The organism is Glaciimonas sp. GNP009 (assembly GCF_054343755.1).
The window spans coordinates 227,563-252,697 of record NZ_JBTGUV010000001.1; the positions used below are offsets into that span (position 1 = coordinate 227,563).

The window sequence follows — 25,135 nt, forward strand, 5'->3', positions numbered from 1 at the left end:
GGATCTCTCCTTGATGCAAAAAATCAGCATTCGACTTGCTAAATACTGGGTCCATATCCACTGCCGATGGTGAGTGGTATCGGGACGATTTTTTTGTTGATGTCGGTCGGTATCGTCGGTGTTGTGGTTGTTGCTTCACCTAAATTGCATAGAGCCTCAGTTTTGATTGGGGCGCTACCATGCTCGCACGGTGGTCCAGGCGGCGTCGCGGAAGTCGGGGCTTTCGCCAGTATGCGCATGGTTCTTTCCAGATCACTGGCCGCACGCCGACTGCGCTTGGCTTTGATTTTTTTATCCGCAATAAAATCATCAATAAACACATGATCGATTGTGACCTTGAGGCGCTTGTTACCGCGCTTCTTCATGATCTCGCGCCGCAGAGTGATATCGTGGCTGACCTCGCCCCATGCTCCCTGGGCTTTGAGTATGCCGAGCTCAGACCCATCGGCCAGAAATGCACGCACGGTGCGTAAATCATCGCTGTTGTAATACACGCGTAAATGACTTCCCAACAAAGAGCCGCTGCTGGCCAGCACCGCGCTGGTATAGCGCACCTGAAACAAATTGATATGCGGACGTGTGCCTTGTTGCAGATAACCGCGCACTGGGCAGCGACGCGCCTCTTGCATCAGGCACAGCGTGCGCCGTTTCGCTTCCGGTAACCAGGAGATCATGGCGGCTTTGCCGCGCACGTGATAGGTCATCGCTTCCAGTGGCGTGCGGCCATTTAAGCCGGAATGCGGCGTGGCATTGTAGGTCGCCAGCGACGCCTCCATCAATTCTTCCAACTCAGCAAGCGACAGGAATAACCGCAGGTCGCCTTTCGCAGAACTTAATGCACGTCGCACATCGTCCGGCCCGGACCCGGTGTAACCGGGCAAGCGTGACGATACCGCGTTGGCGATCGTGCCAAAGAAGCGCTCGATATACGGTCGGTCATCGGGATGGTACGGTGGTCCGGCATCCACGGCACAACCAATAAATTCACAGAGCGCAGCGATGGTTTCATTGGCGAGATTGGCTTTGGCGTTATCGAGTTTAATCCGTTGCCAGATGGCATAGCCAAGTTCTGGCAACTTCCCCGACGGAAATCCGCCAGCGCCGCCATAGCCCACACCCTGCAAGGTAAAACTGCGTGGCTGGTGCGGTGTCAATGCTTGCTCGATGGTTTTGATCACATCGTAGCGACTATATTCTCGCGCAATCACCAGGTGATAACCGAGTACGGCGCGGGTACACACGTCCAGAATCACCAGCAACCATATGCGTTCGATCTCCAGTTCTTGTTCATAGCCGAGCGGATCGCGAATCACAATTTTTAAGCGCAGGTCCAGTCGATGCCCATCAAATTCAACTGACTGGAATGGACGCACAATCGCCGTAGCTGATGCGAGTGAAGTTGGTAAGCCTTTGAGGTGATGCGCACCGGCAGCACGCGCAGCAGCACCGAAATTCTTGAGTATTTCTGACTTGACATAGGCAGAGAGGGAGCGAATGCCCATGCGATCAGTATTTAAAGGATATTCCATTGCGGTGATGCCGGCTCTGCGACATTGCCGTAGGAATGATTCCTGTAATGCGACGATCCCGCTCAAGCGCGTTTTTAAACCCTCATCAGTGCTGATCTGGTTCAGAACAACAGCATGCTCATCAATCTGTTTGTGTAACCATTGCATGAGTGCCGGATAGCGTTCTAGCAGAGCACTGAACGCGCCCACAAAACCCTGGCCTGTTACGCTACAACCCGGTGCCAATGCGGCGGTTCGCATATACGATCCGATGCGTTGGTGCTTGAGCAGCCCACGCAAACCAAAGATTCTGCCATCGTCATCCACGCTCAAACAACGCTGAATCAGATGATAGAGTTGGCGACCACTAATGCCTGTTTGGGCATGGATTTTATGCAGCAATTCCCCACCTGCATACAACACGATCGCTTGATGGCGCGCTTGAAATACCTTGCGCTTGTCTTCTGAAAGAGCATTCACATCAATGCTCGACCACGTATCGATATCCATCCCCTGCAGAGTGTATCGACGAGGAATCATAGGAAACTCACACAGGTTCGAAGGGCGTCAAAAATGATAACGGTTCCAGCATTAACTGCGGTGCTGTTAATCGCCCTTGATGCAATAAGTGATACACGGTTGCACGCACCAAGGTCGGGTCACCCACCACTAATTCACGTTCTATGCGGGACAACTGCATCGGTTCCGTTACACACCGCAGTACCGAACGGATGAGCGGTTCTGTAATCAATCGCTGACACGAAACGATGCTCACTATCATCAACTCCCAGTTGCTAACCCACATCCGTGCTGCAGCGAGTTCCGCCAACGGAATTGCACGCACTACTACGCTGGTATCACCGACCATCACCGATGAAGATGCATGCTCTTCGCCAACGATCAGAAACATTTCAGCATCGGCTTGACGCACCCAATAATCAGCGACGCGATACTTGCCAGCAAAATCGATCATCGCAGGTCGCTCGCAAAACGTCTGCACGACAGGATCGGATTCCAGACGCAACCATTGTTTAAAGGCATGCTCGCCAAAACACTGTAAGCGGCGACCCAGTTTCGGGCTGCACGCTTCGATCAAACGTTCGTCACGCGACCTTTTTGATAACATCGCAGAGCGATATCGCGAAAAATTGTCCATGAATTCAACAGCATAGAATACTTTTTAGGCTTTTCAAGCTGCGTAAGGACAGATTTACTTTCTCATGCTGCCAAAGGACAAATTTGCCCACACAATTTAAAAAGTAAATTTGTCCAAATGTGTGAGCACTCTCCTATGAAAGCAGGGTGAAAAATTTGGACGAATTTACTGTTGTCTACGGCCGCAAATTGACGCCAGTGAAGAACAATGGTGTGCCTATAGCCGCGATGTGCTGGCCGACACGATGCGCAAACTCCATGAAATCGGCAACCCCGATCAGGACACGTTAGTCAATTTGCTGGTGCGCGAAGACGGCGATGTCAATGCCGGAGTAAAGATGTACCAAATGGCGCGTTAAAAGTGTACCAATCCGGGTTAATAAATAGAGCCGTTGAGGGCCTGAATTGTTCTCTTTTCAATGCACATTTCTATACTCTGCAGAGTTGGGGTGAAGGGCGCAGCGCAGCGTAGCCCGTTCCCTCAAGACGTTGCTTTTACGGGGTGGCCCCTCCTTTTTCAGCAGTGCTGTTTGGTTTGACATTGCGCTGTTGCCGTTTCTTGCTAGTGGCCAATCGATACGATTCGCCGTTCATTTCCAGGATGTGGACGTGATGGGTAAGCCGGTCAAGCAAGGCGCCAGTCAGCCGCTCCGAACCGAGGACGCTGGTCCACTCGTCAAACGGTAAATTCGAGGTCACCAGCGTGGCACCGTGCTCATAGCGTCGGCTAAAGACCTCAAACAACAATTCCGCACCGACCGCTGTGAACGGCACATAGCCCAGTTCATCGACAATCAGTAACTTCACGTTAGTCAGTTGCTTTTGCAAGGCACGCAGTCGTTTCTCGTCACGCGCTTCCATCAGTTCATGGACCAGGGCGGCGGCCGTCGTAAAGGCAACGCTGTGTCCTTTCTGACAGGCAGCTAATCCTAGTGCCAGCGCAGTATGCGTCTTGCCAACACCCGAAGGTCCTAACGCGATGACGTTCTCGCGCTTATCAATCCACTCACAGCGTGTCAGTTCGAGCACCAGGGATTTGTTTAAGGTTGGCATCGCCATGAAGTCGAAGGTATCCAGACTCTTGGTCACCGGAAACCTGGCCAGACGGATGCGCCGCTCCATCGTGCGGCGTTCACGGTCGATACGTTCGAGTTCGCACAACCGTAATAAATAGCGTGGGTAATCTACGCCTTCACGCGCGCAGTCGGCGCCGACCTTCTCATACTCCCGGGCAAAGGTCGGCAGCTTCAGGGCTTTGAAGTGGTTGACCAACAGTACCTGCGGTGCCACCGTGGTGGTCTCCGACAGCGCCGCGCTGTTGGCGTTCATGCGAGGTCTCCGGTAACAGGTTGCGTCAGTAGCGCATTCCCGCTGAGCAAGCTGAGGTAGCTGCCGGCATCGGTCGTGCCGACCGTGGCGTTCGGCAAATACGGATACAGGGTTAAATCCAGCTTGGGTGGTCGTCGTTCGATGGCGCACAATACTAGGTGTTTGATGGCATCAAAGCTGAGCACGCCCAGATGATGGGCCTGGCCAATGGCATGTTCGACTTGCCCGATACTAAAAGTTTCCAGCAGCCGCAGGACCTGGATATATTCCTTGCGCCCACGCTTGTCCATGCGCGCTTCCAGCAGGCGTCGCAATCGCTCGAAGGCCGCTGGTAATGCCCACTCTTGCAGCGGTGCAGCCTGGTCAAGCGCACGCGGCTTCCTCTCCAGCAACGCCAGATAGTGCAGCGGGTTCACCACGAAGTCCGCTTTGGCATAACTGCGACGATGGTGCGCAATGCACTCCGGATTGCCAACCAGATAGATGTCGACCCAGTCGACGGTGCCTTTGACCAGCACCGCCTGATGACCGTATTGCGTCGGTACCGAATAGTCGTTGGTGCGGTAACGGACCAACGATTGCGATGACACCCGGCTGGTTTGCTTGTGACTGGCGTCATAGAGCGTTACCGGCAACGGCATCAATGCCGCCCGGTCATGGATGAGGCGCTGGCCGATGATGTCGGATTGACCACGCAGCACGGCACGCTGACGTTTCAGGCAGCCGTCCAGCAATTGGCTATTCAATGCAGCGAAGTCATCTGCCACCGGCAATGGCACCATGAAGTGGCGTCGGCTGTAGCCGACCAGTCCTTCCACTTTACCCTTGTCGTTACCTTTGGCGGGACGTCCGAATTTGTCGTCAAACAGGTAGTAGCTCTGCAATTCGGCAAAGGCATGGGTCCGTCGGCGCTGGCCATCGCCTAATATCTTGGCCACTGCAATCCTGGTGTTGTCGTACAGAATTGATTGCGGCACGCCACCGAGAAACGCGAAGGCAGCAAGATGACCGTCCAGAAAGGCTTCCGTGTCTTCGGTCGGATACGCCTTGACGAAACACGCATCCGAATGCGGCATGTCCAGGCAGAAATAGTGGAAGCGGACCTTCTTGCCGCCGATGTACCCGTCGGCTTCGCCAAAATCGACCTGGGCATGGCCGGGGCGATGCGCCAGTGGCATGAACACTTCCTTCTGCCGGCTGGCCACACCGTTGACGTACTCGCGCACCAGGGTGTAGCTACCGTCGTAGCCATGCTCGTCACGTAATCGTTCGCGGATACGTACCGCCGTATGGCGCTGTTTCACATGGACTTGCTTATCGGCCTCCAGAATGGCGTCGATGATAGCTGCGAACGGTGCCAGCGTCGGAGAGACCGGGGCCGGCGCTCGCCGATATCCCGGCGGTGCCGCGAACTGGCACATCTTCCTGACGGTATTGCGATGGATACCGAAGTAGCGCGCAACCGCACGCTCACTCTTGTTCTCGACCATCACGGCGCGACGTACTTTGACGTATATGTCCACGGGAAACATCCTTTCCGCCTTTCTTATGCACCATCAAGGGCATAAGACTACAGGCTGGGATTGGTACACTTTTAACGCGCCATTCACGGCCGTTTCAAGTGCGCTATCCGGTACATTATTCACGCGGCATTTATACTTAGGTTTACATGCGCTAAAATGGAAAGACCCTAACAATTTCGTGCGGATCTATCGCACACACTCATGGAATTTCGTCAGATTCATTACTTTATTTCCCTCTTTGAAGATGGTACGGTGACCCGTGCCGCGCATCGACTGAACATAGTACAGCCTGCGCTGAGCATGCAAATCGCCAGGCTCGAGGAGCAGATTGGCCAGCGATTGTTCGAGCGTAGCAGGCGAGGGATGGTGCCGACCGCGGCGGGCCGCCAGATGTATCGTCTATTCTTGCCGATTATGCGCGACTTCTCGAGTGCGCACGCTCAGTTACTCAGCAATGATGAGACTATCCGCGGCCATGTCAGTATCGGCCTGATCGCTTCCATTACCGAGGGCGTGCTGGTCGAAACGTTAAGTAAATTTTCGAATGAATACCCGGATGTCAGCGTCAAGGTAGCCGACGGCTACACGAACACGCTCATCGACTGGGTGTCGGGCGGTCAGCTCGATGCGGCAATCGTCAACAAACCGCGTTGTCTGCTGGCGCTGGACGTCGAACACATTGTCGATGAAGAGATGGTGCTCATTACCAGCGCAGCGCATGAGGGCACCGTGCCGCCGCAACTGACGCTGCAGCAGCTGTCCTCGCTCGGTCTGCAATTGGTATTACCGACACGCGGCCATGGTTTGCGAAGCAATATTGATAGTTTCGCACAAAGCGAGAATGTCGAACTTATACCAAAATTCGAGATCGATTCACTGGTCACGACGATTAAACTGGTCGAACAAACCCAGCTTGCTACAATCGTCCCGCATATCGCAGTGCACCGCCAACTGAGCGCAGGCAGCTTGTACTCGCATACTATCTTGTCGCCGCGCCTGATCAGGCAAGTGGTAAGTGTCGCGAACCCGCGCCGTCCATTAAACCAGGCGACCAAGCTTTTCATTGCCATGCTGTCCCAGAACATGCTCCTGCGCAGGCAAAAGCATGAACCGGAGTCAGCCAAGGCAACGCAAGGCGCCAACCACCATAGCGAATAGTCAGTGCGCCGCTTTACGCGACTCCGGCGTTGCGAAAGATGTGCTTGGTTTCAAGGAAGTCCGCCAAACCCTCGTAACCATGCAAGCGCCCGATTCCACTGCGGCGGTAACCGCCGGTCTCCGCCTCGGCAAATAGTCGGTTGTGGTCATTGACCCAGACGGTGCCGTTGCGTAAGGCTCGCGCAATACGCATACTGCGGTCACCATCGGCGGTCCAAATGCTGGCCGACAAGCCAAACACGGTGTTATTGGCGCGTGCAACGGCTTCTTTTTCGTCCCCAAATTTCTCGAGTACGACGAACGGACCGAAGATCTCTTCCTGAGAAAAGAAAGCATTTGAATCGTCGTGGGCCACCAGACTTGGCGTTAGGAAGTTGCCTACCGCCAGTTTGCCGCCGAGCCGCCGACCCCGCACAACAACTTCATCGCAAACATCGAGCGCGCGGTCCACGGCACCGCCGACGCTGGCCAGCGCGGCGGCGTCGATCAGCGGTCCCATGTCGGCGCCCGCAGAATCGCCAGACGCAACCACGATCGATTCGAGCGCGTTCTTTAGCGCCCGCTTCATGTCGTCATAGCGCGATGCATGCACCAGCACGCGGCGTGCGGCGGTGCACTGTTGGCCGGAGATGACAGTGGCTGCAGCCGCGATGCGTTTAGCGATGATTGCTGTATCGGCCAAGGCGTCCGGAAACACCAGACAGCATGATTTTCCGCCCAGTTCCAGCGACAGCTTCTTCATCGTCGGTGCCGCAGCCGCCATGATGCGCTGCCCGGTCCCGTTCGATCCGGTAAAGCTGAGCACGTCCACGTCGGTGGAGGACACCAACTCTTGAGCAACTTCGTTGCCGCTTTCGAGCACCAAGTTCAGCACGCCGCGCGGCAAGGTCTTGATCGCCGCCAGGTCGCGCAAAACCTGAGTGGTGATCTGCGCTGTCTGGTACGCGGGCTTGACCACCACCGTGCAGCCGGCGGCCAAAGCCGGTGCCAGTGAGCGGATCAGCAGGACGATAGGCGCATTCCATGGAATGATCAGGGCGGCGACCCCAGCCGCTTCGCGCAGCGTGGCCGAATATGCGCCAGGTTCGACTTCCATGAAGTGTCCCTGGATATGGCGGGTTAGTCCGGCATAGTAGCGGATCTCGGAGATCGCCGCGGTCATTTCGCCGTGCGACTGCGCCATTATCTTGCCGTTTTCCTGAGTCAGCAGCAGCGCCAGTTCGGGGCGCCGCTCCAGCCGGTCAGCCCATTGCAGCAGTGTCATCTGACGCAAGCGCGCGTCGTGCGCCCAAAGCGACGTTTCAAAAGCCTCCCTTGCTGCGGCGATGGCAAGGCGTGCATCGTCGCTGCCACTGTCGGCATACGTACCGATGACGTTAGCGTTGGCCGGATTGACGCTTTGGCCGGTGGCGTGGTTGCTCGCAGCTTGCCACTGGCCATCGATGAAATTGAGTGCGTGCAGATTGCTCATGTCGACGAGTTTTCCTTGTAATTTGAATAGTGTGCGCGTAGATCAGTGCGGGAGGTTTAGAGTTCCTGACCGGCAGTCGGCACCTGTTTCTGCATTCCTTCCCAGCGTTTCACGAGTTCGCTGTGAGGGAGCGAGAACAAGTCGAGCAGGCGGCCGACCGTATGGTTGACGAGGTCGTCGATCGTCTGCGGTTGCGTGTAGAAGGCCGGTACTGGAGGAAAAATGATACCGCCCATCTCGGTCACACTGGTCATGTTGCGCAGGTGTGCCAGGTTAAGCGGCGTTTCACGGGCGAGCAATATCAGGCGCCGGCGTTCTTTTAGGATGACGTCGGCGGCGCGGCTGATCAGGTTGTCGGCGAGGCCGTGGGCGATGCTGGCCAGCGTCCTCATAGAACACGGTGCAACCACCATACCGGCCGACTGAAACGACCCGCTCGCGATTGTGGCACCGATATCCTTGACGTTATGGACCACGTCGGCCAGCAGTTCGATTTCGCCGCGTTTCATCCCAAGTTCTTGCTGCGCGGTCATTACGCCCGATGACGAGATGACCAAGTGGCTTTCGCAGGCCCCCGATGCGCGTAGTTGTTCGAGTAGGCGTACCCCAAAGATGGCGCCGCTGGCACCTGTGATGGCGACGATCAGGCGTGGCTTTGGCACACTTGCATTCATGGCGTCGTCGCCTTATTGTCGGCCCAGTTGACGGTGGCGCCCCTGACGATTTCTTGGTCGAGGTCTATCTCGTTTTCTCCAGGGATGCGCACTTTGGTAAATACATGCCCAGGGGAGGAGACGGGTTTGGTGGCGTCCAGGCCCATCTTGGCGCTGATGCCCTGCTGGTGCGCTGGCGGGGCCTCGCCATCTGGACCATTCATGCCGACGGTTGTCGAAGGATCGAGCACCGAGCCTTGGGCCCCGGCGATTACGATCAGGTCGCGGTCGGCCTGAAACCGCGTGGCGACCGCCCATTCGACCTGCAGCGAATCGTGCACATCGACATCATCGTCGACTACCGTCACTTGCTTGATATCATAGTGGGCGCCGAACGCGCACAGGATCACATTCTTTGGCTCGCCCTCGCGGCGCTTGCTGAACTTGACAAACAGGTGATACCGGCCGACGCCGCCAATCGATAGATGAACGTCTAGCACGCCGGGGAAGCTACGCTGCAGGTGCGCGAGCAGCGTCGCTTCGCGCGGGATCGAACCGAGCAGCAGATGCTCCATTTCGGCCGGCACGATGGTATGAAAGATCGGATTGGTGCGGTGGGTGATCGCCTCGACCACGATCACTTCGCGGTTTTCCCGGGCGCTGTAGTATTTTGGGAATTCGCCGAATGGTCCTTCGGGTTCGCGTACTCGGGGCAGCAGTTTGCCTTCGATGACGATCTCAGCATTAGCCGGCACGCGCACCTCGCTGGTCAGGCACTTCACGACCGGTAGCGGTGCGCCGTGCAGGGCGCCGGCAATCTCCAGTTCATCATGGTCGATCGGGGTGATGGCTTGAGAGGCCAGCAAGGTCAGCGGATCTGCGCCGATCACTACGGCCACGTCGAGCGATTGGTTGTTGGCTTCGGCCTGTTGGTAGAACGTAAGCAGGTGACGCGGCAGCATCAGGATCGCCATTCTGTCCTTAGCGTGCACCTGAATGCGGTTGATCGACACGTTCTGGATCCCGGTCACCGGATTACGGGCGATCACCAAGCCAGCCGTGATATACGGACCGTTGTCGTGTTCGCTATGAGTGGGGATTGGCAATAGCGCCTGCATGTCGATGTCGCGGTGCACGACTTGCTGACACGGCGCGTCCGCGGCAGCGACCTCGTGCCATGGTAGTGGGTTATCGGCAGCGCAGCGGAAAGCCGCCAGCAACGCGGACTGCTCGACGTTCATCGCTTCCGCAATCCAGGAACGGCGTGACATAAAGCCGGAGACGACCGGGATTGCGTGTCCATCCGGTTTCGGGAAGAAAGCAGCCTGTTTGCCATCGAGGCGCTTGGCAATTGCTGCCAGCCGGTGCTTGAGCGGCACGCAGTCACGGATGACCGCCAGGCGACCTGTGGCGTCAAGGTGCGCCAGCCACTGCCGCAGATCGGCGGCCTTGCCCAGTGGAAAATTACAGTTTTTCATTATCGTATCCTTTGATTGTCCTGCGGGTGGCTGGCGTTGCCGGGGGGCGCTGTCGTCCGCGCTAAATTTGCGCCCTAATACTTTACGCCCCACGCGGCGGGGCGCTTAGGCACGACCTAATCTCGTTCGTCGATTCCAACGACCCGACGCTCTTCCACCCTCATCTTGTCGTGTCCGCTGCCGTGAAATAGCGTTCCCATCAGTCCTTTTTCCAGGTCGCTTGTTCCGAACAAAGCATCGCAGATCGGGAACGTCAGGTTGAAGTTGCGTGTTGCCATCAGTTCCGGATGGTGGTGGATCACATGCATGCGGCGCACCGAGTTTACTAACGGGATACTGTCGAGAAATGGGCTATTTACCACGTGCGAGAGGGCATGCAGCGCTTCATACATCAAGAAATAGCCAGCCATGGTGATCATCGCGATGTAGCCGGTGTTGGCCGACCATAACCAACCGACCAGCAGCGCCGGCGGGAGAGCGGCCAGCACGAACATCACCGGTGCGAATGGAGGAAACAGCAGCGCGCGCCATGCCTTGTGGTCTTCGTAGTCGAGCGTCACGTGAGTGAAGAACTGGTGGTGCGTGGCGCAGTGGCGTTTGTACACCGCGTTGAAATACTTGCTCGGACGGTGTAGCAAGTAGCGGTGTGCGGACCACTCAGCCCAGTTGCCGAACAAGAAGATTGGTATCGCGACTAGCCGTTCCTGCCAGCTGGTAATGCCGAGCTGATATACGCAATAGGCAATCACGCTACCGGTGAATAGCAGCGTGAACCCAAGGTGCAATTCGCCCTTATACCAGCGGGGGGTATCAGCGAGGTATTCTTCGCGGAAGCGGTTTGACCGTTGGCGTATTTTCTGATCTTTAAGATGCATGATGTGTGGCCTCTGGTGCGTATGAGTGCCGCATCGCCCCGTGTGCGGGACCATGCGGCGGGTGGTTCAGTTCAGACAGCGTCAGGCTTGTCGAGGTTGCCGAGCGTCTCGGGTACGACGAGTGCGCCGATCAGGAAAATTACGCTGATTCCACCCAAGAAAAGCGCTAGCGTCATCGGCACATCCTTTGGCATCGGGGAAGCGAGCGACACGAATGTGGGCAGGATACCGCCGATGGCAAAGCCGATGTTCCACGACAGGCCGGTGCCGGTGGCCCGGATAGCGGTCGGGAAACGCTCATTCAAGAATATCAGGAGTGGCGCATAACCGGCGCTTCCCAGCATGCTGAAGAGGACGACATAAAGCACCAGCGCCATGGTATCGGTCACGCCTGGCAGCGTCAGTGCGATTAACGGCAACAGGATCAGGCGTGCAACCCCAACTAGCAGGAAGGTTTTTTTGCGACCGATGAGGGTGCTTAGGTGGCCGGCGCTCACCGACGCGAAGATGACGGATACACTGGCGATCATCATGATGAAACCCGCGGTTTCCCCACGCGTGTGGTTGACGACCTTCAGGAAAGTCGGCAGGAAGCCGGAGGTCAAGTAGTAACCGCTGCCGGCGCCGATTGTTAGCAGCAGGTTCACGAACAGGATAGAGCGGTAGTCGCGCGAAAAAAGGGTTCGGATCGGCGAACGTTTCGCCTTGGCGAGTTTCTTGGTTTCCTGCATCTTTTTGAACATCGGAGATTCTTCCAGTTTGCTGAAGATCGTGATGCCCAGCACCGCGCTGATAATGCCTGTGAAGAACATACAGCGCCAGCCCCATTCATCGAATGCGTCGCCCGGAAAAATCGCCGACATGATGTAAAAGGCGAGGGACGCGAACAGGGCGCCGAGACCTGAGCCGCCGCCGCCGATCAGGCCGGACACAGCGCCACGCCAGCGCGGCGCCACAGACTCGGTGCCGATCGTGTGGGTCGACGCCACGACGCCGCCAACGAACACGCCTTGGATCAGCCGCATGATAATGAACAGTATCGGAGCGGCAACACCGACCGTCTTAACGGTTGGTAGCACGCCGAACAGAGCTGTCGATACACCCACGCCGATCATGGACACGATCATTGCGCGCTTGCGGCCATGTACATCCGCGTAAGATCCAAACAGCGCTGAGCCGAGGGGGCGCATGAGCAAGGTGACGCCGAACGAGGCGTAGACTGCTGCCAGCGACCACATCGTATTTTCGGAAGGGAAAAACAGGCGGCCAATCACCGGCGCCACAAACAGCAGAATAAACAGGTCAAACAGGTCGAGCGACCAACCGACACAGGAGGCAATAACCGCCCTGAGCACATGGCGGTTATTTTCCCGCGCGTCGAGTGTGTTTTGAGTGATGACTGCAGACATTTCCGTCTCCTCTTATAAGTATTCGCCGCGCCAGAGCGCGCCGGGTTTTTACTACGATATCAACCGTCGCTTTTGAATATCAGCGATCTGCGGTTGCCTCTTCCTGACGCAGCGTATTGCGCGCGGGATAGCGCGCAACAATTGCGTCAGCAATCTTTTCCGCCATCATGATGGTGGGGATGTTCGTATTTGCCGAAGGCAGGCTTGGCATCAGCGACGCGTCGACCACACGCAGATTCGCCACTTCATGAACGCGTCCTTCATGATCGGTGACGGCGCTGCGGTCAGCGGCCAGACCCATGCGGCAGGTGCCGCTTGCGTGCCATACCCCGAACACGTTCTTGCGAATGAAAGCATGCAACGCCTGTTCGTCAGCCAGTAGCGCCGACATGCGTTGGCCGCCAGTGACGAATGTCTCGATGATCCAACGCCGCAGGGGCGCCGGTGTATCGAGCATGGCACCGAGGACCGTGGTCAGGGCCGCGTTGGTGTTGGTGAAGCGGCTCAGCGCCTTGACGCGCGGCGAAAATGCAGCCGGGAAAAAATCGTCCGGGTGACGGTGCAGTGCAGTTTGCTGGACCACCTGGGCCAGCTTGCGCACGCCAATGGCGAGACGGAGCACGTCGCGTTCGTCGGAGAGCAGGTTCAGGTCGATTTGGGGCGCCGTCATCGGATCGCGCGAGGTAAGTTGAACCTGGCCGCGCGAGAACGGCCGATTACACCACAAAAAGAATAGGCCGAGCCGGTTACCCAGCTTATGCCAGGCGGCTCGGGTGGCGCTCGACATGTACATGTCGGAAGCGTCGCAACCGGCGAGGTTTGATGAGAAGCGCGCCGCGGTCATGCTGGCGCGGCGCCGGGCTAGCGGCATACGGAATTCGGGCTCAAGAAAGTGGCAGAAGGTGAGCGATGGGTGGTCTTGCAGATTACGGCCGACGCCGGGCCGGTCGGCGACGACGCCAATACCCAACCCAGTCAGCGCCCTTGCATCGCCTATGCCGGCGTGCAAGAGCAAGGTGGGCGACTGCAACGCGCCGGCACAGAGGATCACTTCGTCGGCGTTGAACTGTATGCGCATCCCTTGAGCATCAACCGCGAGCACGCCGCGCGCAGTGCCGTTTTGTACCGTAATGCGTTCTACGTTGGTACTGGCAAGAATCTTCAGGTTGGGGCGCGCCCGCGTCGCCGGGTCCAAGTAGGCTGCCGCGGTGGAGACGCGCTGGTCGTCCAGGTTCGAAAATGCGGCCGAAAACATACCGTCACCGAAGTCGCCGTTCTGATCTTCTAGAAACGGCAGGCCGCTGCGCTGCAGACCGTCTGCGAAGGTAGTACAAAATGGCGGCCAGGTGTCGGGACGGATGCGCCGTATCGGCACTGGCCCACTACCGCCGTGCAGCGCCGACTCGCCGAAGTCGACGTCGCGTTCGAGTTTACGAAAGTACGGTAGGACATCCTTCCAAGCCCAGCCGGTGGCGCCGTGTGCAGCCCAATCGTCGTAGTCGCGCGGCAATCCGCGATTTGCCGCCTGTACATTGATGCTTGATCCGCCGCCCATCACCTTGCCCTGTTCGTAGACCTTGAGCGGGGCAGTGGGGGTCGCCTTCGCCTTCAAATTTGGCCAGATATAGCGGTCGCCACAGAACAGAGGCATTGGATAGCTGTCGAGAATTTCCTTGGGGACGGCACCCGGCGGGGTGTCGGGGCCGGCTTCGATCAGTGCGACCCGCACGCTAGGGATAGCCGACAGTCGGTTTGCCAACACGCAGCCTGCCGAGCCGCCACCGACGATGATGTAGTCGAATTTTTCATCTGAGGTCTGCACAATAGTCTCCTGTATTTTTTGATGTGCGAGTCGACTGCCGGCTCCTGAACTTGGAGTCATCCGCTTATGAAACGAGAATAGCCTGTAATTTCCATCTGTTATATTAATAATTATTTATGTTTGATATCATAAAAATTGATAGATGCATGCGGGCCTAGTCTGGCCTCTCTGCAAAATGTATGCGATGATTGTGACTTATTCTGCGGCCAAGTTACTAAGACCTACAGAAGCTAAAAAAGTGAATGATAAATCGAGTGGGGCATCAGCGCGCCAAATTCGACGCAAGTAGTTGGGGAGAGGAAATGTCGGCTGCAGTACGTATTTTGCTGGGGAAGTTTGGACGGGTCGCCTTGCTCGACATGGATCGACCCTTGGTCACCCACGGCCATTCTCAGTGCCATGTTTTGATCAAGGTGAGCGGCGAGGATACATTCTTTTCGGTGCGCGACAAGCTCTACCCGTTGACCGACAAGACGGTCGTGCTGGTGAACTCTTGGGAGCCTCACGCGTACACCCACCACAACCCGGATGCACCCGGCACCGTTATCCTGGCCTTGTATATCGAACCGATGTGGCTTGGCCAAATCGAAAGAGCATTTATTTCGAGCGGCAGTCCCGGTTTCTTCCCTCAGGCTTGCGTGGAGATAGCAAAGTCTGTCAGCACATTGGCCAACCAGCTGGCCATGCAGATGCTGCACGCTGAACAACTAAGTGCTCAACAGCTTGATATGCTACTGTCGAACCTAATGCTTGCGGTGATCGATACGTTCTCGGAGTGGCGCACGTTCAACAAGCTGCGTAACGTCGCGCTGTCGCACGTACCCGATGCGCGGATCAGACGCTCGCTGTCGTACATGCGCGCGAACGTTGGCACAGAACTCGACATCGATAAGCTGGCCGCAGAGGCTTGTCTTTCGCGCGCCCACTTTTTTAAGTTATTTCAACAAGATACGAGCCTAACCCCCAGTTTGTACGCCAATGTGCTGCGCATCGAAGCGGCTATCAACGGCGTGGCCCAAACCCGCAACTCGCTGATCAGCCTGTCCGAAAGCCTGGGCTTTAGCGCCCAGAGCCATTTCACCCGCTTTTTTCAGCAACACCTGGGTGCGCTTCCGAGCCAGTACCGCAAGGTCGTCGACCTGTACGACTATCAAACCTGAACCCCGAAAAAAAAAGACTGTACGGTAATTCTCCTCACTCCCCGGTAACGCTCTTCTTGCAAGTTGGGCATATACTTTTCGCACGAATCATGCTGCAAAAAGGCTGCCACCGTGAACCAGATCATTTCATTGCCCGCCGAGGATAAGGCCACGCCGACGCACTCTACGCTGCAAGGCCACGTCGGCCGGGCTGCGACCCGTGTCGAGGACGCCGCGCTGCTGTCTGGCCGCGGCAGCTTCACCGACGATATCGGTGTCAAGCCCGGGACCCTTCACGCTGCTATCCTGCGTTCGCCCCACGGCCACGCCGAGATCTTATCGATCGACAGCAGCGATGCTTTGGCCTTGGCTGGTGTGCGCGCGGTGCTGACTGGCGCCGACGTTGCCGCTTGGGCAACGCCGTTCGCGGTCGGCGTCAAGCAGGCGATGGAACACTGGTGCCTCGCCATGGAGCGCGCCCGCTACGTCGGTGAACCGGTGGCGGTGGTAATGGCCGAGAGTCGCTACCTCGCGGAGGACGCGCTTGACCTTATCAAGGTGAGCTACCGCCAGCTGGCGGCGGTGGTCGACCCCGAGGCCGCGCTGGCGCTTGATGCTCCGGTGTTGCATCCGGCAGTCGGATCGAACCTGGTTAACGACCGTCACTTCAGGTATGGCGAGCCGGAAGCGGCATTCGCCGCCGCTGAACGTACCGTGTCGATCAAAGTCCGTTACCCCCGCAACTCCTGCACCCCGATTGAGTGCTTCGCGGTGGTGGCGGAATACCTGGCGGGCGAGGAGGGCTACGACGTGCTGTCGAATTTCCAGGGGCCGTTCGCGCTACACCCGGTGATGGCACGATCACTGAAGGTTTCCGGCACCAAGCTGCGGCTGCGCTCACCGCGCGACTCGGGTGGCAGCTTCGGCACCAAGCAGGCGGTGTCAACCTATATAGTGCTGCTGTGTCTGGCGTCGCGCAAGGCCGGCGCGCCAGTCAAATGGATCGAAGACCGGCTTGAGCACCTGCAGGGTTCGGTGTCTTCCACTAACCGGGTCACCACGATCGAAGCGGCGTTAACCCTGGACGGCGACATCACCGCGTTGCGCTACCATCAGGTCGACGATTGCGGCGCGTACCTGCGTGCGCCCGAGCCAGCCACGTTCTACCGCATGCACGGTATGCTGACCGGCGCCTACAAGACCCGCCACCTAGCCGTGCATAACCAAGTCGTTCTGACCAACAAGACGCCGTCTGGCCTAGTGCGCGGCTTCGGCGGGCCACAGGTATACTTTGCGCTTGAGCGCCTGATGCAGCGCATCGCCATCGAACTCGACCTTGATCCGCTCGAGGTCATCAAACGCAACTTGGTTCAAGCCGACGCCTTCCCCTACCGCGCGCCAGCTGGCTCACTGTTCGATTCCGGCAACTACCAGTTGTCGATCGCACTGGCGGTCGAGCAGGGTGGCCTCTCCGAACTGAAAGCGAGGCGCGATGCTGCCCGCGCCGAGGGCAGGCTGTATGGCATAGGCTACGCGGCCATCGTCGAGCCGTCGATTTCGAATATGGGCTACATTACCACTGCGCTGACACCGGCGGAACGTGCCAAGGCCGGGCCGAAGAACGGCGCCAACACAAGCGCCACCGTCGCCGTCGATGCGCTCGGCAGCGTCAGCGTGATGATCGATTCTGTGCCGCAAGGACAGGGCCACCGCACTGTGGTCGGCCAGGTGGTCGCTGACGTGTTGGGCCTCGAACCTTCGGCCATCATGGTTAACGCCGAGCTGGATACGCAAAAAGACGGCTGGTCCATCGCAGCCGGTAATTACTCGAGCCGCTTCGCTGGCGCGGTGGCGGGAACGGTGCACCTGACCGCCATTAAGGTGCGCGCCAAGCTGGCGCTGATCGCCGCGCCGATGCTCGACGCCACGCCGGATAAGCTAGTATTTGCCGGCGGTAAAATATTTGTGCGCGACAATCCCGCGCGCAATGTGCCGTTTCACCGCGTGGCTGGCGGCGCGCATTGGTCGCCGGCTGGCTTGCCGGACGGCATGGCACCGGGCGTGCGCGAAACCGTGTTCTGGACCCCGGAGCAGCTCCAGGCGCCGGACGAAAACGACGTCATCAATAGTTCTGCCGCCTACGGTTTCGTATTCGACATCTGTGCCGTTGAAGTCGACAAGGCCACTGGCAAGGTGCGCATCGACCGCTACGTCACCTCCCACGACGCCGGTCGCATTCTCAATCCGGGCTTGGCCGACGGCCAGATCCGCGGTGCATTCGCGCAAGGCCTCGGCGCCGCGCTGATGGAAGAATTTGCTTACGGCAGCGACGGTAGCTTTCAGTCTGGCACCTTCGCCGACTATCTGGTGCCGACCAGTTGCGAAGTACCCGAGCCGGTAATCGTGCACATTGAAACACTGTCGCCGTTTACGCCGCTGGGTGCCAAGGGTCTGGGTGAGGGCAACAACATGAGCACCCCGGTATGCATTGCCAACGCGGTGGCCGACGCCATTGGCGTGATCGACCTGCGCCTGCCGATGACGCCGTCGCGGTTGCATGCGCTGCTCGGTTTCGCCGATCCACCGCCGAGCAAGCCGCGCTCCGCAATAGCGATAAAGGCACCTCAGGGCGGTCAAGCGTTGGCCATGTCCGGCGCAGTCGACCTGCCAGCCACTCCGGAACAGGTGTACGCCGTGCTGCTCGACCCAGATGCGTTGGTGAAGGTGATTCCTGGCTGCCATGCGCTCGTACAGGTCGGGCCGCACCACTACCGCGCTGATGTCACTATCGGCATTGGCCTGGTAAAGGCGCGATATGCCGCGGAAATTCGCCTGTCTGACTTCGATCCGCCGCATGGGTTGTCTCTTGGCGGTAAGGGCGTCAGCACGCTCGGTTCGGCCGAGGGTGCTGGCCGGATCCGACTGGATGCAGCCGACGGCGGTACCCACCTGTCGTACGACTACAGCGTGGCGGTTAGTGGCAAGGTCGCGGCAGTCGGCGGCCGCATGCTCGAAGGCGCGGCCAAGATCGTGTTGAACCAGCTGTTTGAACAACTTGGTCGACAGGCTGGCGGCAAGGGGGCCGCACTTCGTTTGTCCTGGTGGCAACGCCTGCTGCAGGCATTTGGAGGAGCGCAATGAAACCTGCTGCATTCGATTACATCCGCGCTGACAGTGCAGAGGAAACCGTCAGCCTGCTGGCCCAGCATGGCGAAGAGGCGAAAATCCTTGCTGGCGGTCAGTCGTTGATGGCGATGTTGAATATCCGCTTGGCGCAACCGGCCATGCTTATCGACATCTCGCGCTGCCACGACCTTGATTATATCCGCATCGAAAATAACAACCTTGTGATTGGCGCCGCCGCGACCCAGGCCAGCGTAGAGAACCGCGCTACCTTGGCGGTCGAGGTGCCGCTGCTGAATCTGGTGTTCCCCTGGATCTCTCATTTTCAAATCCGCAACCGTGGCACCGTGTGTGGCTCAGTAGCCCATGCCGACCCGAGCGCCGAGCTGCCCTTGTGCCTGACTGCGCTCCAAGGGGAGGTGGTGTTGCGCTCGAAGGTAGGCCGGCGAGTGCTGAAGGCCGAGCAATTCTTTCGAGGCATGCTGATGACGGCCATCAAGCCCGGCGAGATCGTCGAGCAAGTACGGTTTCCGCTGCTCCAGCAGGGCGCCCGCTATGCCTTTGAGGAGGTATCGATGCGGCATGGCGACTTCGCCATCGCGGCGCTGGCTGCGGTTGTGACCGATGCTGCGATCGAGCTGACGGTAGGTGGTGTTGCCGATCGGCCGCAACGCAAGCGCTGGCCGCGTCTGGCAGGCGCCGACCTCGAAAGCGCGATCAACGATTTTGCGTGGGAGCTCGAAGCCCAGGGCGATACCCACGCCAGCGCCGAATACCGGCGCCATCTGGTGCGCCAACTAGGGCGCCAATTAATAGCAAAGGCAAGCGCATGAAACTCTACGAAAAAAATCTAGCGTATCCAATTACGCTGATCCTGAACGGGGTGGCGCGCAGCGCTCCGGCCGAAGCGCGCATGCTGCTGTCGGACTTTCTGCGCCATAGTCTTGGCGCGACCGGCACCCACGTCGGCTGCGAGCATGGCATTTGCGGCGCCTGCACCGTGCTCGTCGACGGCGTGGCGCAGCGCTCGTGCATGCAGCTTGCAGTGCAGGCCGACGGCCGCGAGGTTGATACCGTCGAGGGGCTGAACCGCGACGCGGTAGCTGGTAATGAACTGGGCGACCTGCAGCAGGCGTTCAAGCGTAACCATGCGCTGCAGTGCGGATTTTGCACAGCCGGTATCCTTATGTCATGCAGCCACTTCCTGGAACTGGTGTCCACGCCGACAGAACAGCAGGTGCGCGAGATGCTGTCGGGCCACCTGTGCCGATGTACCGGATACACCAACATCGTTAAAGCCGTGCTCGAAGTTGCAGCGCAGCGCAGCGGGAGGATCGAACATGCTTGATTTGGGCCGCAGTTTCCTGGCGTCAACCGAGCGCAGTCCGGACCAGATCGCGTTGGTCGACGGCGACCTCCGCCTGAGCTACGCCGGGTGGTTCGAAAAAGTGAAGGCGCTGGCCGGAGGACTGCAGGCGATCGGCTTGCAGCGCGGCGACCATCTGGTGGTGCTCCTGCAGAACCGTTGGGAGATGGCGACCCTGCATTGGGCCTGTCAGTTTGCCGGGGTGATCGTGACGCCGCTCAACTGGCGCGCCAAGCCGGATGAACTCGATTATTGTGCCAGTGACGCCGAGGCGCGCGCAATCGTGTTTCAGGACGTCTCAGCCGATGCCGTAGCGCAGTCGACCGTGGCGCAATCCTTGCAGCGCATCGCGGTGGGCGAGGTTGATGTTGCGGCTGGCGCCACGCTGTCGTTCGAAGATCTGCTGCAAGGGCCGGGGCCGGTGCAGTTGCTTAGCACGGGAGCGGACGACTGGTCGCTGATGTTGTACACTTCTGGCACCACCGGCAAGCCGAAAGGAGTGCCGCGCCGCCACCGCCACGAGCGTTCGGCGGCGCTGGCCCACGTCGCCCAGAACCTATATGGACGAAATGAGCGCACGCTTGGTGTGATGCCGCTCTATCACACAATGGGGGTACGCTCGCTGCTGGCGATGACGCTCGTCGACGGTTGTTTCGTCTGTGTGCCGAAGTTCGATCCGTCGGCGGTGCTGGCGGCCATCGAAGCGGAGCGCATCACCAACCTGTATCTGGTGCCTACGTTGTACCACGACGTCGTGGCTCACCCGGACTGCGCCGGTACCGACCTATCTTCGGTGCGCAAGCTCGGTTTCGCCGGGGCTTCAATGAACGAAGCGCTGCTCAAAAAGCTCAATACTCTCTTTCGCCCGGCGCTTTTCGTCAACCACTACGGCTCTTCCGAGGTCTATACCTTCAGTATCGATTCAGACGCCGCGAAAAAGCCCGGTAGCGCGGGCCGAGGCGGTATCAACCAACGTATCCGTGTGGTGCGCCTCGACGGCGGCGACCCGGAGCTCGCAGCAGCGCGCTATGAGGAGGGCGAGATCATCGCCGACCTGGCCGGTGACGAGTCATTCGAAGGCTACTGGAAGCGCCCGGACGCTGATGCCAAATCGCTGCGTGGAGGCTGGTATTTCACCGGCGACACCGGCTACATCGATAAGGACGGCGACCTGTTCGTTTCTGGCCGCACCGACGACATGATCATCAGCGGCGGAGAAAACATTTCGCCGGTGGAGATCGAGAGCCTGCTATCGTTGCACCCGGCGGTCGACGAAGTGGCGGTAGTTGGCCTACCCGATGCACGCTGGGGCCAATGCGTGACCGCGTTCATCAAGCGCCGGGCTGCAGTAACCGAGGCCGAACTCGACGTCCACTGCCGTGCCTCCGGTCTGGCAAATTTCAAGCGGCCGCGCGCCTTCGTGTTCGTGGTCGAGGTGCCGCGCTCGCCGGTCGGAAAGTTGTTGCGTCGCAAGCTGGTGGCCCACGAGTACGAAGTGGAACCCGCGCAGTAAATCTATCGCCTCATTTCATACCCCATCTAACTTTCAATGGCATTCAAAAAAGGACTCACCATGACCCAGCTCTCACACCCTGCGCAAACCCTTCTTAAGCAACTCGACGGTTTTTCGGTGATCATTGATGCCGAGCGCGAGCGCGCCGACATTGTGTTTGACCGTTCACCGTTCAACATCATCTCGATGGCACAGCGCGATCAGCTACGGTTGGTGTTCGAATCGCTCGACGAGAATCCGACGGTACGCGTGATCGTGCTGCGCGCCATCGGCGAGCACTTCTCCAGCGGCGGCGACATCCGCGGCTTCCTTGACGCGACGCCGGAGCACGTCTCGAAACTGGCCTGGAACATCGCCGCGCCAGCACGCTGCAGCAAGCCGGTGATCGTAGCCAATCGTGGCTTCTGCTTCGGCGTCGGCTTCGAGCTTTCGCTGGCGTGCGACTTCCGCATCGTCTCAGAAACAACGCGCTATGCACTACCCGAGCAGAAGCTGGGACAGATCCCCGGTTCCGGCGGGTCGGCCCGGCTGCAGAAAATGGTTGGTATCACGCGTACCAAAGATGTTGTAATGCGTTCGCGCCGCATTTCCGGCCAGCAGGCATACGACTGGGGCATCGCTACCGAGTGTGTGGCTGATGCTGAACTCGAACGCGCCACCGATGCGCTAGTCGAGGAGCTGCGGGCGTTTTCGCCGATTGCCCAGCGCACCGCCAAGAAGCTGCTCAACGATACCGAAGACACTACTCTGGCGATTGCCATCGAGCTCGAGGGGCATTGCTACAGCCGGTTGCGCGCATCGGACGACTTCCGCGAGGGCGTCGAAGCATTCCACCAGAAGCGTGCACCCAACTTCAGCGGCTGCTGACTAGTCAGTCTTCGAGATGCGCCGCTATGAGCGGCGGTAACCGCACCGGCCATCATTTCCTCGATGCGTCGTAGCTAAGCGGATAAGCATCGTATAAATGAATGTAGACCAAATTTACATCGGTCGGGAAACGCATTGTTTTAAAATTGAGCATATCCTCCTTCGTTGTTCTGCGACGATATAGTTGAGCTGCTCGGACCTACAGTTTGATGAATGTGATATATATGGACTCCCTCAGTGGGAGTGTTAAAAAGGCTGGAGTTCTGGCTGAGCACACTGACGTAAAAGTTTAAGGAATTGGCTTAAGTGTTCACGCAGTTCGCTCATTTTCTGTAATAAGCTGCAAGTTTCGCCGGAGTGCAGTTAAAACGGTTCTGTCGCGCTTTCGGAAATTTTCAAGCTAGTTGTCGCCTAAAGATAAAATTTATGCGGCCATTTTGATATCTGTGTAGAGTTCCTTTCTGGGTTCATTTGTTTCTGGATTCAAATGCACAATCTGAACTGGCTGCCAGTTGCGCGTAGCGCCACTCCAGCGCTCTGGGTGTTTCGCTTTTGCGGTTTGATAGACATCGATGCGTGCATTTAATATGGCAACATCGAAGCCAGCGTGGCGCTGTGCTGGGGTAACGAAACCGATAGCGCTGTGACGGTGCTCTTCGTTATACCGCTGCGCGAAAGTGCCTACCCACTGCCTTGCCTGGATGAGACTTTCAAATGGTTGTTATGGATAGGCTGGCCGATATTTCATGGTTTTAAATAGGGATTCAGAATACGGGTTGTCATTGCTAACGGCAGGCCGACTAAACGACGGTATGACGCCCAACATTTGTAGCGTGGCCAGCATGGTCGCGCCCTTCATTGGACTGCCGTTGTCCGAATGCAGTACCACTTGATTTGGCGCAATATTATTTCGGTGACAAATGTCCACCATCACCTCGCTAGCTTGTTCGCTACTTTCCGTTTCATAGATCTGCCAGCCGACGATTTTGCGACTAAAAATATCCATGAAGAGATACAGATAAAAATAGATTCCTTTGATCTGGGTAGGCAAATACGTGATGTCCCAACTGAGCAATTGATTGGGCGCAGTAGCTGACAAAGCACGCGGTTTATGGGTAAGCGATCAATCATCCACGTCCCTTGCGGCATAAATTGATTTATGCCGGTGCCTGGTTCTTCAGCTGCAGATTCCAGGGCAACAGCGCTTCGTAGTCATCGACAGTATTGGCATAAGGCAGTGCCGTGAACATTTCGGTGAGATATTGGTAAGCGTCAATATTTCCCGCCTTGCACGTTTCAATCAATGAGTACAGATTGGCACTGGCTTTTGCGCCACCAACGGTATCGGCAAATAGCCAATTCTTGCGCCCGATCACGAACGGCCGAATCGTGTTCTCGGCCACATTATTATCGATCGGCCAGGTGCCGTTCTCGACATAGCGCGTGAGTTTGGGCCATTGCCCTGCCAGATACTGCAAGGCTTTGCCCAGCAATCCGCTCGGCGCAGTCGTTGCCAGATGATGGTCGAGCAAGACTTTGATCGCTGCCAACACCGCTTTGCTGTATTTCATGCGCAAACGTTGTCGTTGCAGCGCCGTCAATGTGCTGGCACGAGATTCTGCCGCGTACAGTTTACCGATCAGAGTAATGAATTGCGTGGCTGGCTGCTGCGCACTGCGCGCTTCCCTGGGCAGTACGGCTTCGGCTTCAATAAAATACCTTCTCACATGCGCCCAGCACGCTAAATGGACAAGTCCATTGACGGCCGATATCGCGTTATACGGCGCATAGCCGTCGGTCATTAACGCAGCGCCCGTGCGCACGCCGGCCCAGAGATCGGCCCCATGTTGGGTACTGCGTCCTGGCGCATAGCCGAATAGCCGTACCGGCGGACCGACGCCGCCGTTCATCTGAATCCACATATAACTCCTGGTTTGGGCTGCGCGCCCGGGCTCCTTGAGTACCTGCACCACCGTTTCATCGCCAAATACGACCTCACTGTCGAGCAAATGATCGCGCAGTAAATTAATCAGCGGTTGAACAGCAATCCCGATGCGCACCACACTGGCGGCCAGGGTATTGCGCGAGATATCGCCGCCAAAGTGTTTGATTAACGCCGCAATCCGGTACAGCGGCAAGCCGTCGATGAATTTGGCGGTAATGAACCAGGCCAGCGCGGCTTCGGTGAACAATCCCTTGGGAATAATGCGCAAGCGAGCCGGGGTAACTTTGATGCTTTGATCGCAGCAGGGACAGGCATATTTCACCCGCTCATGCCGAATCACACGTACTTGCTGCGGAATAATATCGAGTTGCTCGCTGACTTCCACGCCGATTTCCACCAGTATCGCGCCATCATGCGCGCAAACACGGGCCGATTTTGGCAACGTGGTGCGAATGACTTCGCGTGGCAACGCCGGGTCCAGCGGCTTGCGGCCCGGTTTCTTGCGCAAATGACCGGGAACGGTAATTTCTACGTCGCTCTCTTGCGATGGCAGGGCAGTGTTTGCGGCCAGCGCCTCTGCCTCATTGAGAAACAGGTCACGTTGATCGGCGCTGCGGGCTTCGCTCTTGGCACCAAATAATCGGCGCTGAAAGGCTTTGAGTTGTTCCTTGAGCAGATCGCGCTCGACTTGCGTAACCCGCAGTTCGCCACGTACCGCATCAAGCTCAGCAATGAGCGCACGGGATTGTTCGGCAGTAAGAGGGGAACTGGTCATGAACGTTAACATAGCGGATTTCATCA

18 protein-coding genes and 1 pseudogene are annotated in these 25,135 nt (G+C 57.9%); 7 read left to right on the forward strand and 12 right to left on the reverse strand.

Annotation, left to right across the window (positions count from 1 at the left end):
* Positions 1-38: 38 nt before the first annotated feature.
* From ACXX82_RS00685 to istA, 4 genes are all read right to left on the reverse strand, one after another.
* Positions 39-2,048, reverse strand: coding sequence for a TnsB C-terminal domain-containing protein (locus ACXX82_RS00685; protein ID WP_458562017.1), 2,010 nt, complete (start codon positions 2,046-2,048; stop codon positions 39-41).
* Positions 2,049-2,055: 7 nt separating this feature from the next.
* On the reverse strand, positions 2,056-2,664 hold the full coding sequence (locus tag ACXX82_RS00690; RefSeq protein WP_322240832.1) for a hypothetical protein: 609 nt from the start codon (positions 2,662-2,664) through the stop codon (positions 2,056-2,058).
* 494 nt (positions 2,665-3,158) lie between these two features.
* Positions 3,159-3,953, reverse strand: coding sequence for an IS21-like element helper ATPase IstB (gene istB, locus ACXX82_RS00695; RefSeq protein ID WP_458562121.1), 795 nt, complete (start codon positions 3,951-3,953; stop codon positions 3,159-3,161).
* Between the two features lie 35 nt (positions 3,954-3,988).
* Positions 3,989-5,524: an IS21 family transposase gene (gene istA, locus ACXX82_RS00700; RefSeq protein ID WP_458562122.1), complete on the reverse strand. Its 1,536-nt coding sequence runs from the start codon at positions 5,522-5,524 to the stop codon at positions 3,989-3,991.
* A 192-nt stretch (positions 5,525-5,716) separates the two neighbouring features.
* Between istA and ACXX82_RS00705 the strand changes: the two genes are divergently transcribed.
* Positions 5,717-6,673, forward strand: a complete 957-nt coding sequence (locus ACXX82_RS00705; protein ID WP_458562123.1) for a LysR family transcriptional regulator — start codon at positions 5,717-5,719, stop codon at positions 6,671-6,673.
* A 13-nt stretch (positions 6,674-6,686) separates the two neighbouring features.
* Here ACXX82_RS00705 and ACXX82_RS00710 read toward each other — a convergent pair whose 3' ends face one another.
* The 6 genes from ACXX82_RS00710 to ACXX82_RS00735 all read right to left on the reverse strand — a co-directional run bounded on the left by ACXX82_RS00710 (position 6,687) and on the right by ACXX82_RS00735 (position 14,441).
* Positions 6,687-8,144, reverse strand: coding sequence for an aldehyde dehydrogenase family protein (locus tag ACXX82_RS00710; protein WP_458562124.1), 1,458 nt, complete (start codon positions 8,142-8,144; stop codon positions 6,687-6,689).
* A 56-nt stretch (positions 8,145-8,200) separates the two neighbouring features.
* Complete coding sequence (locus tag ACXX82_RS00715; RefSeq protein WP_458562125.1) at positions 8,201-8,818, reverse strand: UbiX family flavin prenyltransferase; 618 nt, start codon at positions 8,816-8,818, stop codon at positions 8,201-8,203.
* Positions 8,815-10,275 (reverse strand): UbiD family decarboxylase, encoded by a 1,461-nt coding sequence (locus ACXX82_RS00720; protein WP_458562126.1) that lies wholly within the window; start codon positions 10,273-10,275, stop codon positions 8,815-8,817. Before ACXX82_RS00720 ends, ACXX82_RS00715 begins: the two co-directional genes overlap by 4 nt.
* Before the next feature lie 116 nt (positions 10,276-10,391).
* Complete coding sequence (locus tag ACXX82_RS00725) at positions 10,392-11,150, reverse strand: sterol desaturase family protein (protein WP_458562127.1); 759 nt, start codon at positions 11,148-11,150, stop codon at positions 10,392-10,394.
* 71 nt (positions 11,151-11,221) lie between these two features.
* Complete coding sequence (locus ACXX82_RS00730; RefSeq protein WP_458562128.1) at positions 11,222-12,559, reverse strand: MFS transporter; 1,338 nt, start codon at positions 12,557-12,559, stop codon at positions 11,222-11,224.
* 79 nt (positions 12,560-12,638) lie between these two features.
* A complete protein-coding gene (locus tag ACXX82_RS00735) occupies positions 12,639-14,441 on the reverse strand; it encodes a GMC family oxidoreductase (protein WP_458562129.1) in 1,803 nt (600 codons plus the stop codon).
* A gap of 242 nt (positions 14,442-14,683) precedes the next feature.
* On the opposite strand from ACXX82_RS00735, the gene ACXX82_RS00740 reads away from it, so the two are divergent.
* The 6 genes from ACXX82_RS00740 to ACXX82_RS00765 all read left to right on the forward strand — a co-directional run bounded on the left by ACXX82_RS00740 (position 14,684) and on the right by ACXX82_RS00765 (position 22,389).
* Positions 14,684-15,541 (forward strand): helix-turn-helix domain-containing protein, encoded by an 858-nt coding sequence (locus ACXX82_RS00740; protein WP_458562130.1) that lies wholly within the window; start codon positions 14,684-14,686, stop codon positions 15,539-15,541.
* 120 nt (positions 15,542-15,661) lie between these two features.
* Entirely contained in the window at positions 15,662-18,661 is a 3,000-nt protein-coding gene (locus tag ACXX82_RS00745; RefSeq protein WP_458562159.1) for a xanthine dehydrogenase family protein molybdopterin-binding subunit, read from the forward strand.
* Positions 18,658-19,476 (forward strand): FAD binding domain-containing protein, encoded by an 819-nt coding sequence (locus ACXX82_RS00750; RefSeq protein ID WP_458562131.1) that lies wholly within the window; start codon positions 18,658-18,660, stop codon positions 19,474-19,476. Before ACXX82_RS00745 ends, ACXX82_RS00750 begins: the two co-directional genes overlap by 4 nt.
* Positions 19,473-19,991: a (2Fe-2S)-binding protein gene (locus ACXX82_RS00755; RefSeq protein ID WP_458562132.1), complete on the forward strand. Its 519-nt coding sequence runs from the start codon at positions 19,473-19,475 to the stop codon at positions 19,989-19,991. Before ACXX82_RS00750 ends, ACXX82_RS00755 begins: the two co-directional genes overlap by 4 nt.
* Positions 19,984-21,522: an AMP-binding protein gene (locus tag ACXX82_RS00760; protein ID WP_458562133.1), complete on the forward strand. Its 1,539-nt coding sequence runs from the start codon at positions 19,984-19,986 to the stop codon at positions 21,520-21,522. The genes ACXX82_RS00755 and ACXX82_RS00760 overlap by 8 nt, the downstream gene beginning before the upstream one ends.
* 60 nt (positions 21,523-21,582) lie before the next feature.
* Positions 21,583-22,389, forward strand: coding sequence for an enoyl-CoA hydratase/isomerase family protein (locus tag ACXX82_RS00765; protein ID WP_458562134.1), 807 nt, complete (start codon positions 21,583-21,585; stop codon positions 22,387-22,389).
* 424 nt (positions 22,390-22,813) lie between these two features.
* On the opposite strand, the pseudogene ACXX82_RS00770 reads toward ACXX82_RS00765, so the two are convergent.
* A pseudogene (locus tag ACXX82_RS00770) lies at positions 22,814-23,500 on the reverse strand (transposase); the annotation flags it as partial.
* A gap of 46 nt (positions 23,501-23,546) precedes the next feature.
* Positions 23,547-25,109 (reverse strand): IS66 family transposase, encoded by a 1,563-nt coding sequence (gene tnpC, locus ACXX82_RS00775; protein ID WP_458562135.1) that lies wholly within the window; start codon positions 25,107-25,109, stop codon positions 23,547-23,549.
* Between the last annotated feature and the right edge of the window lie 26 nt (positions 25,110-25,135).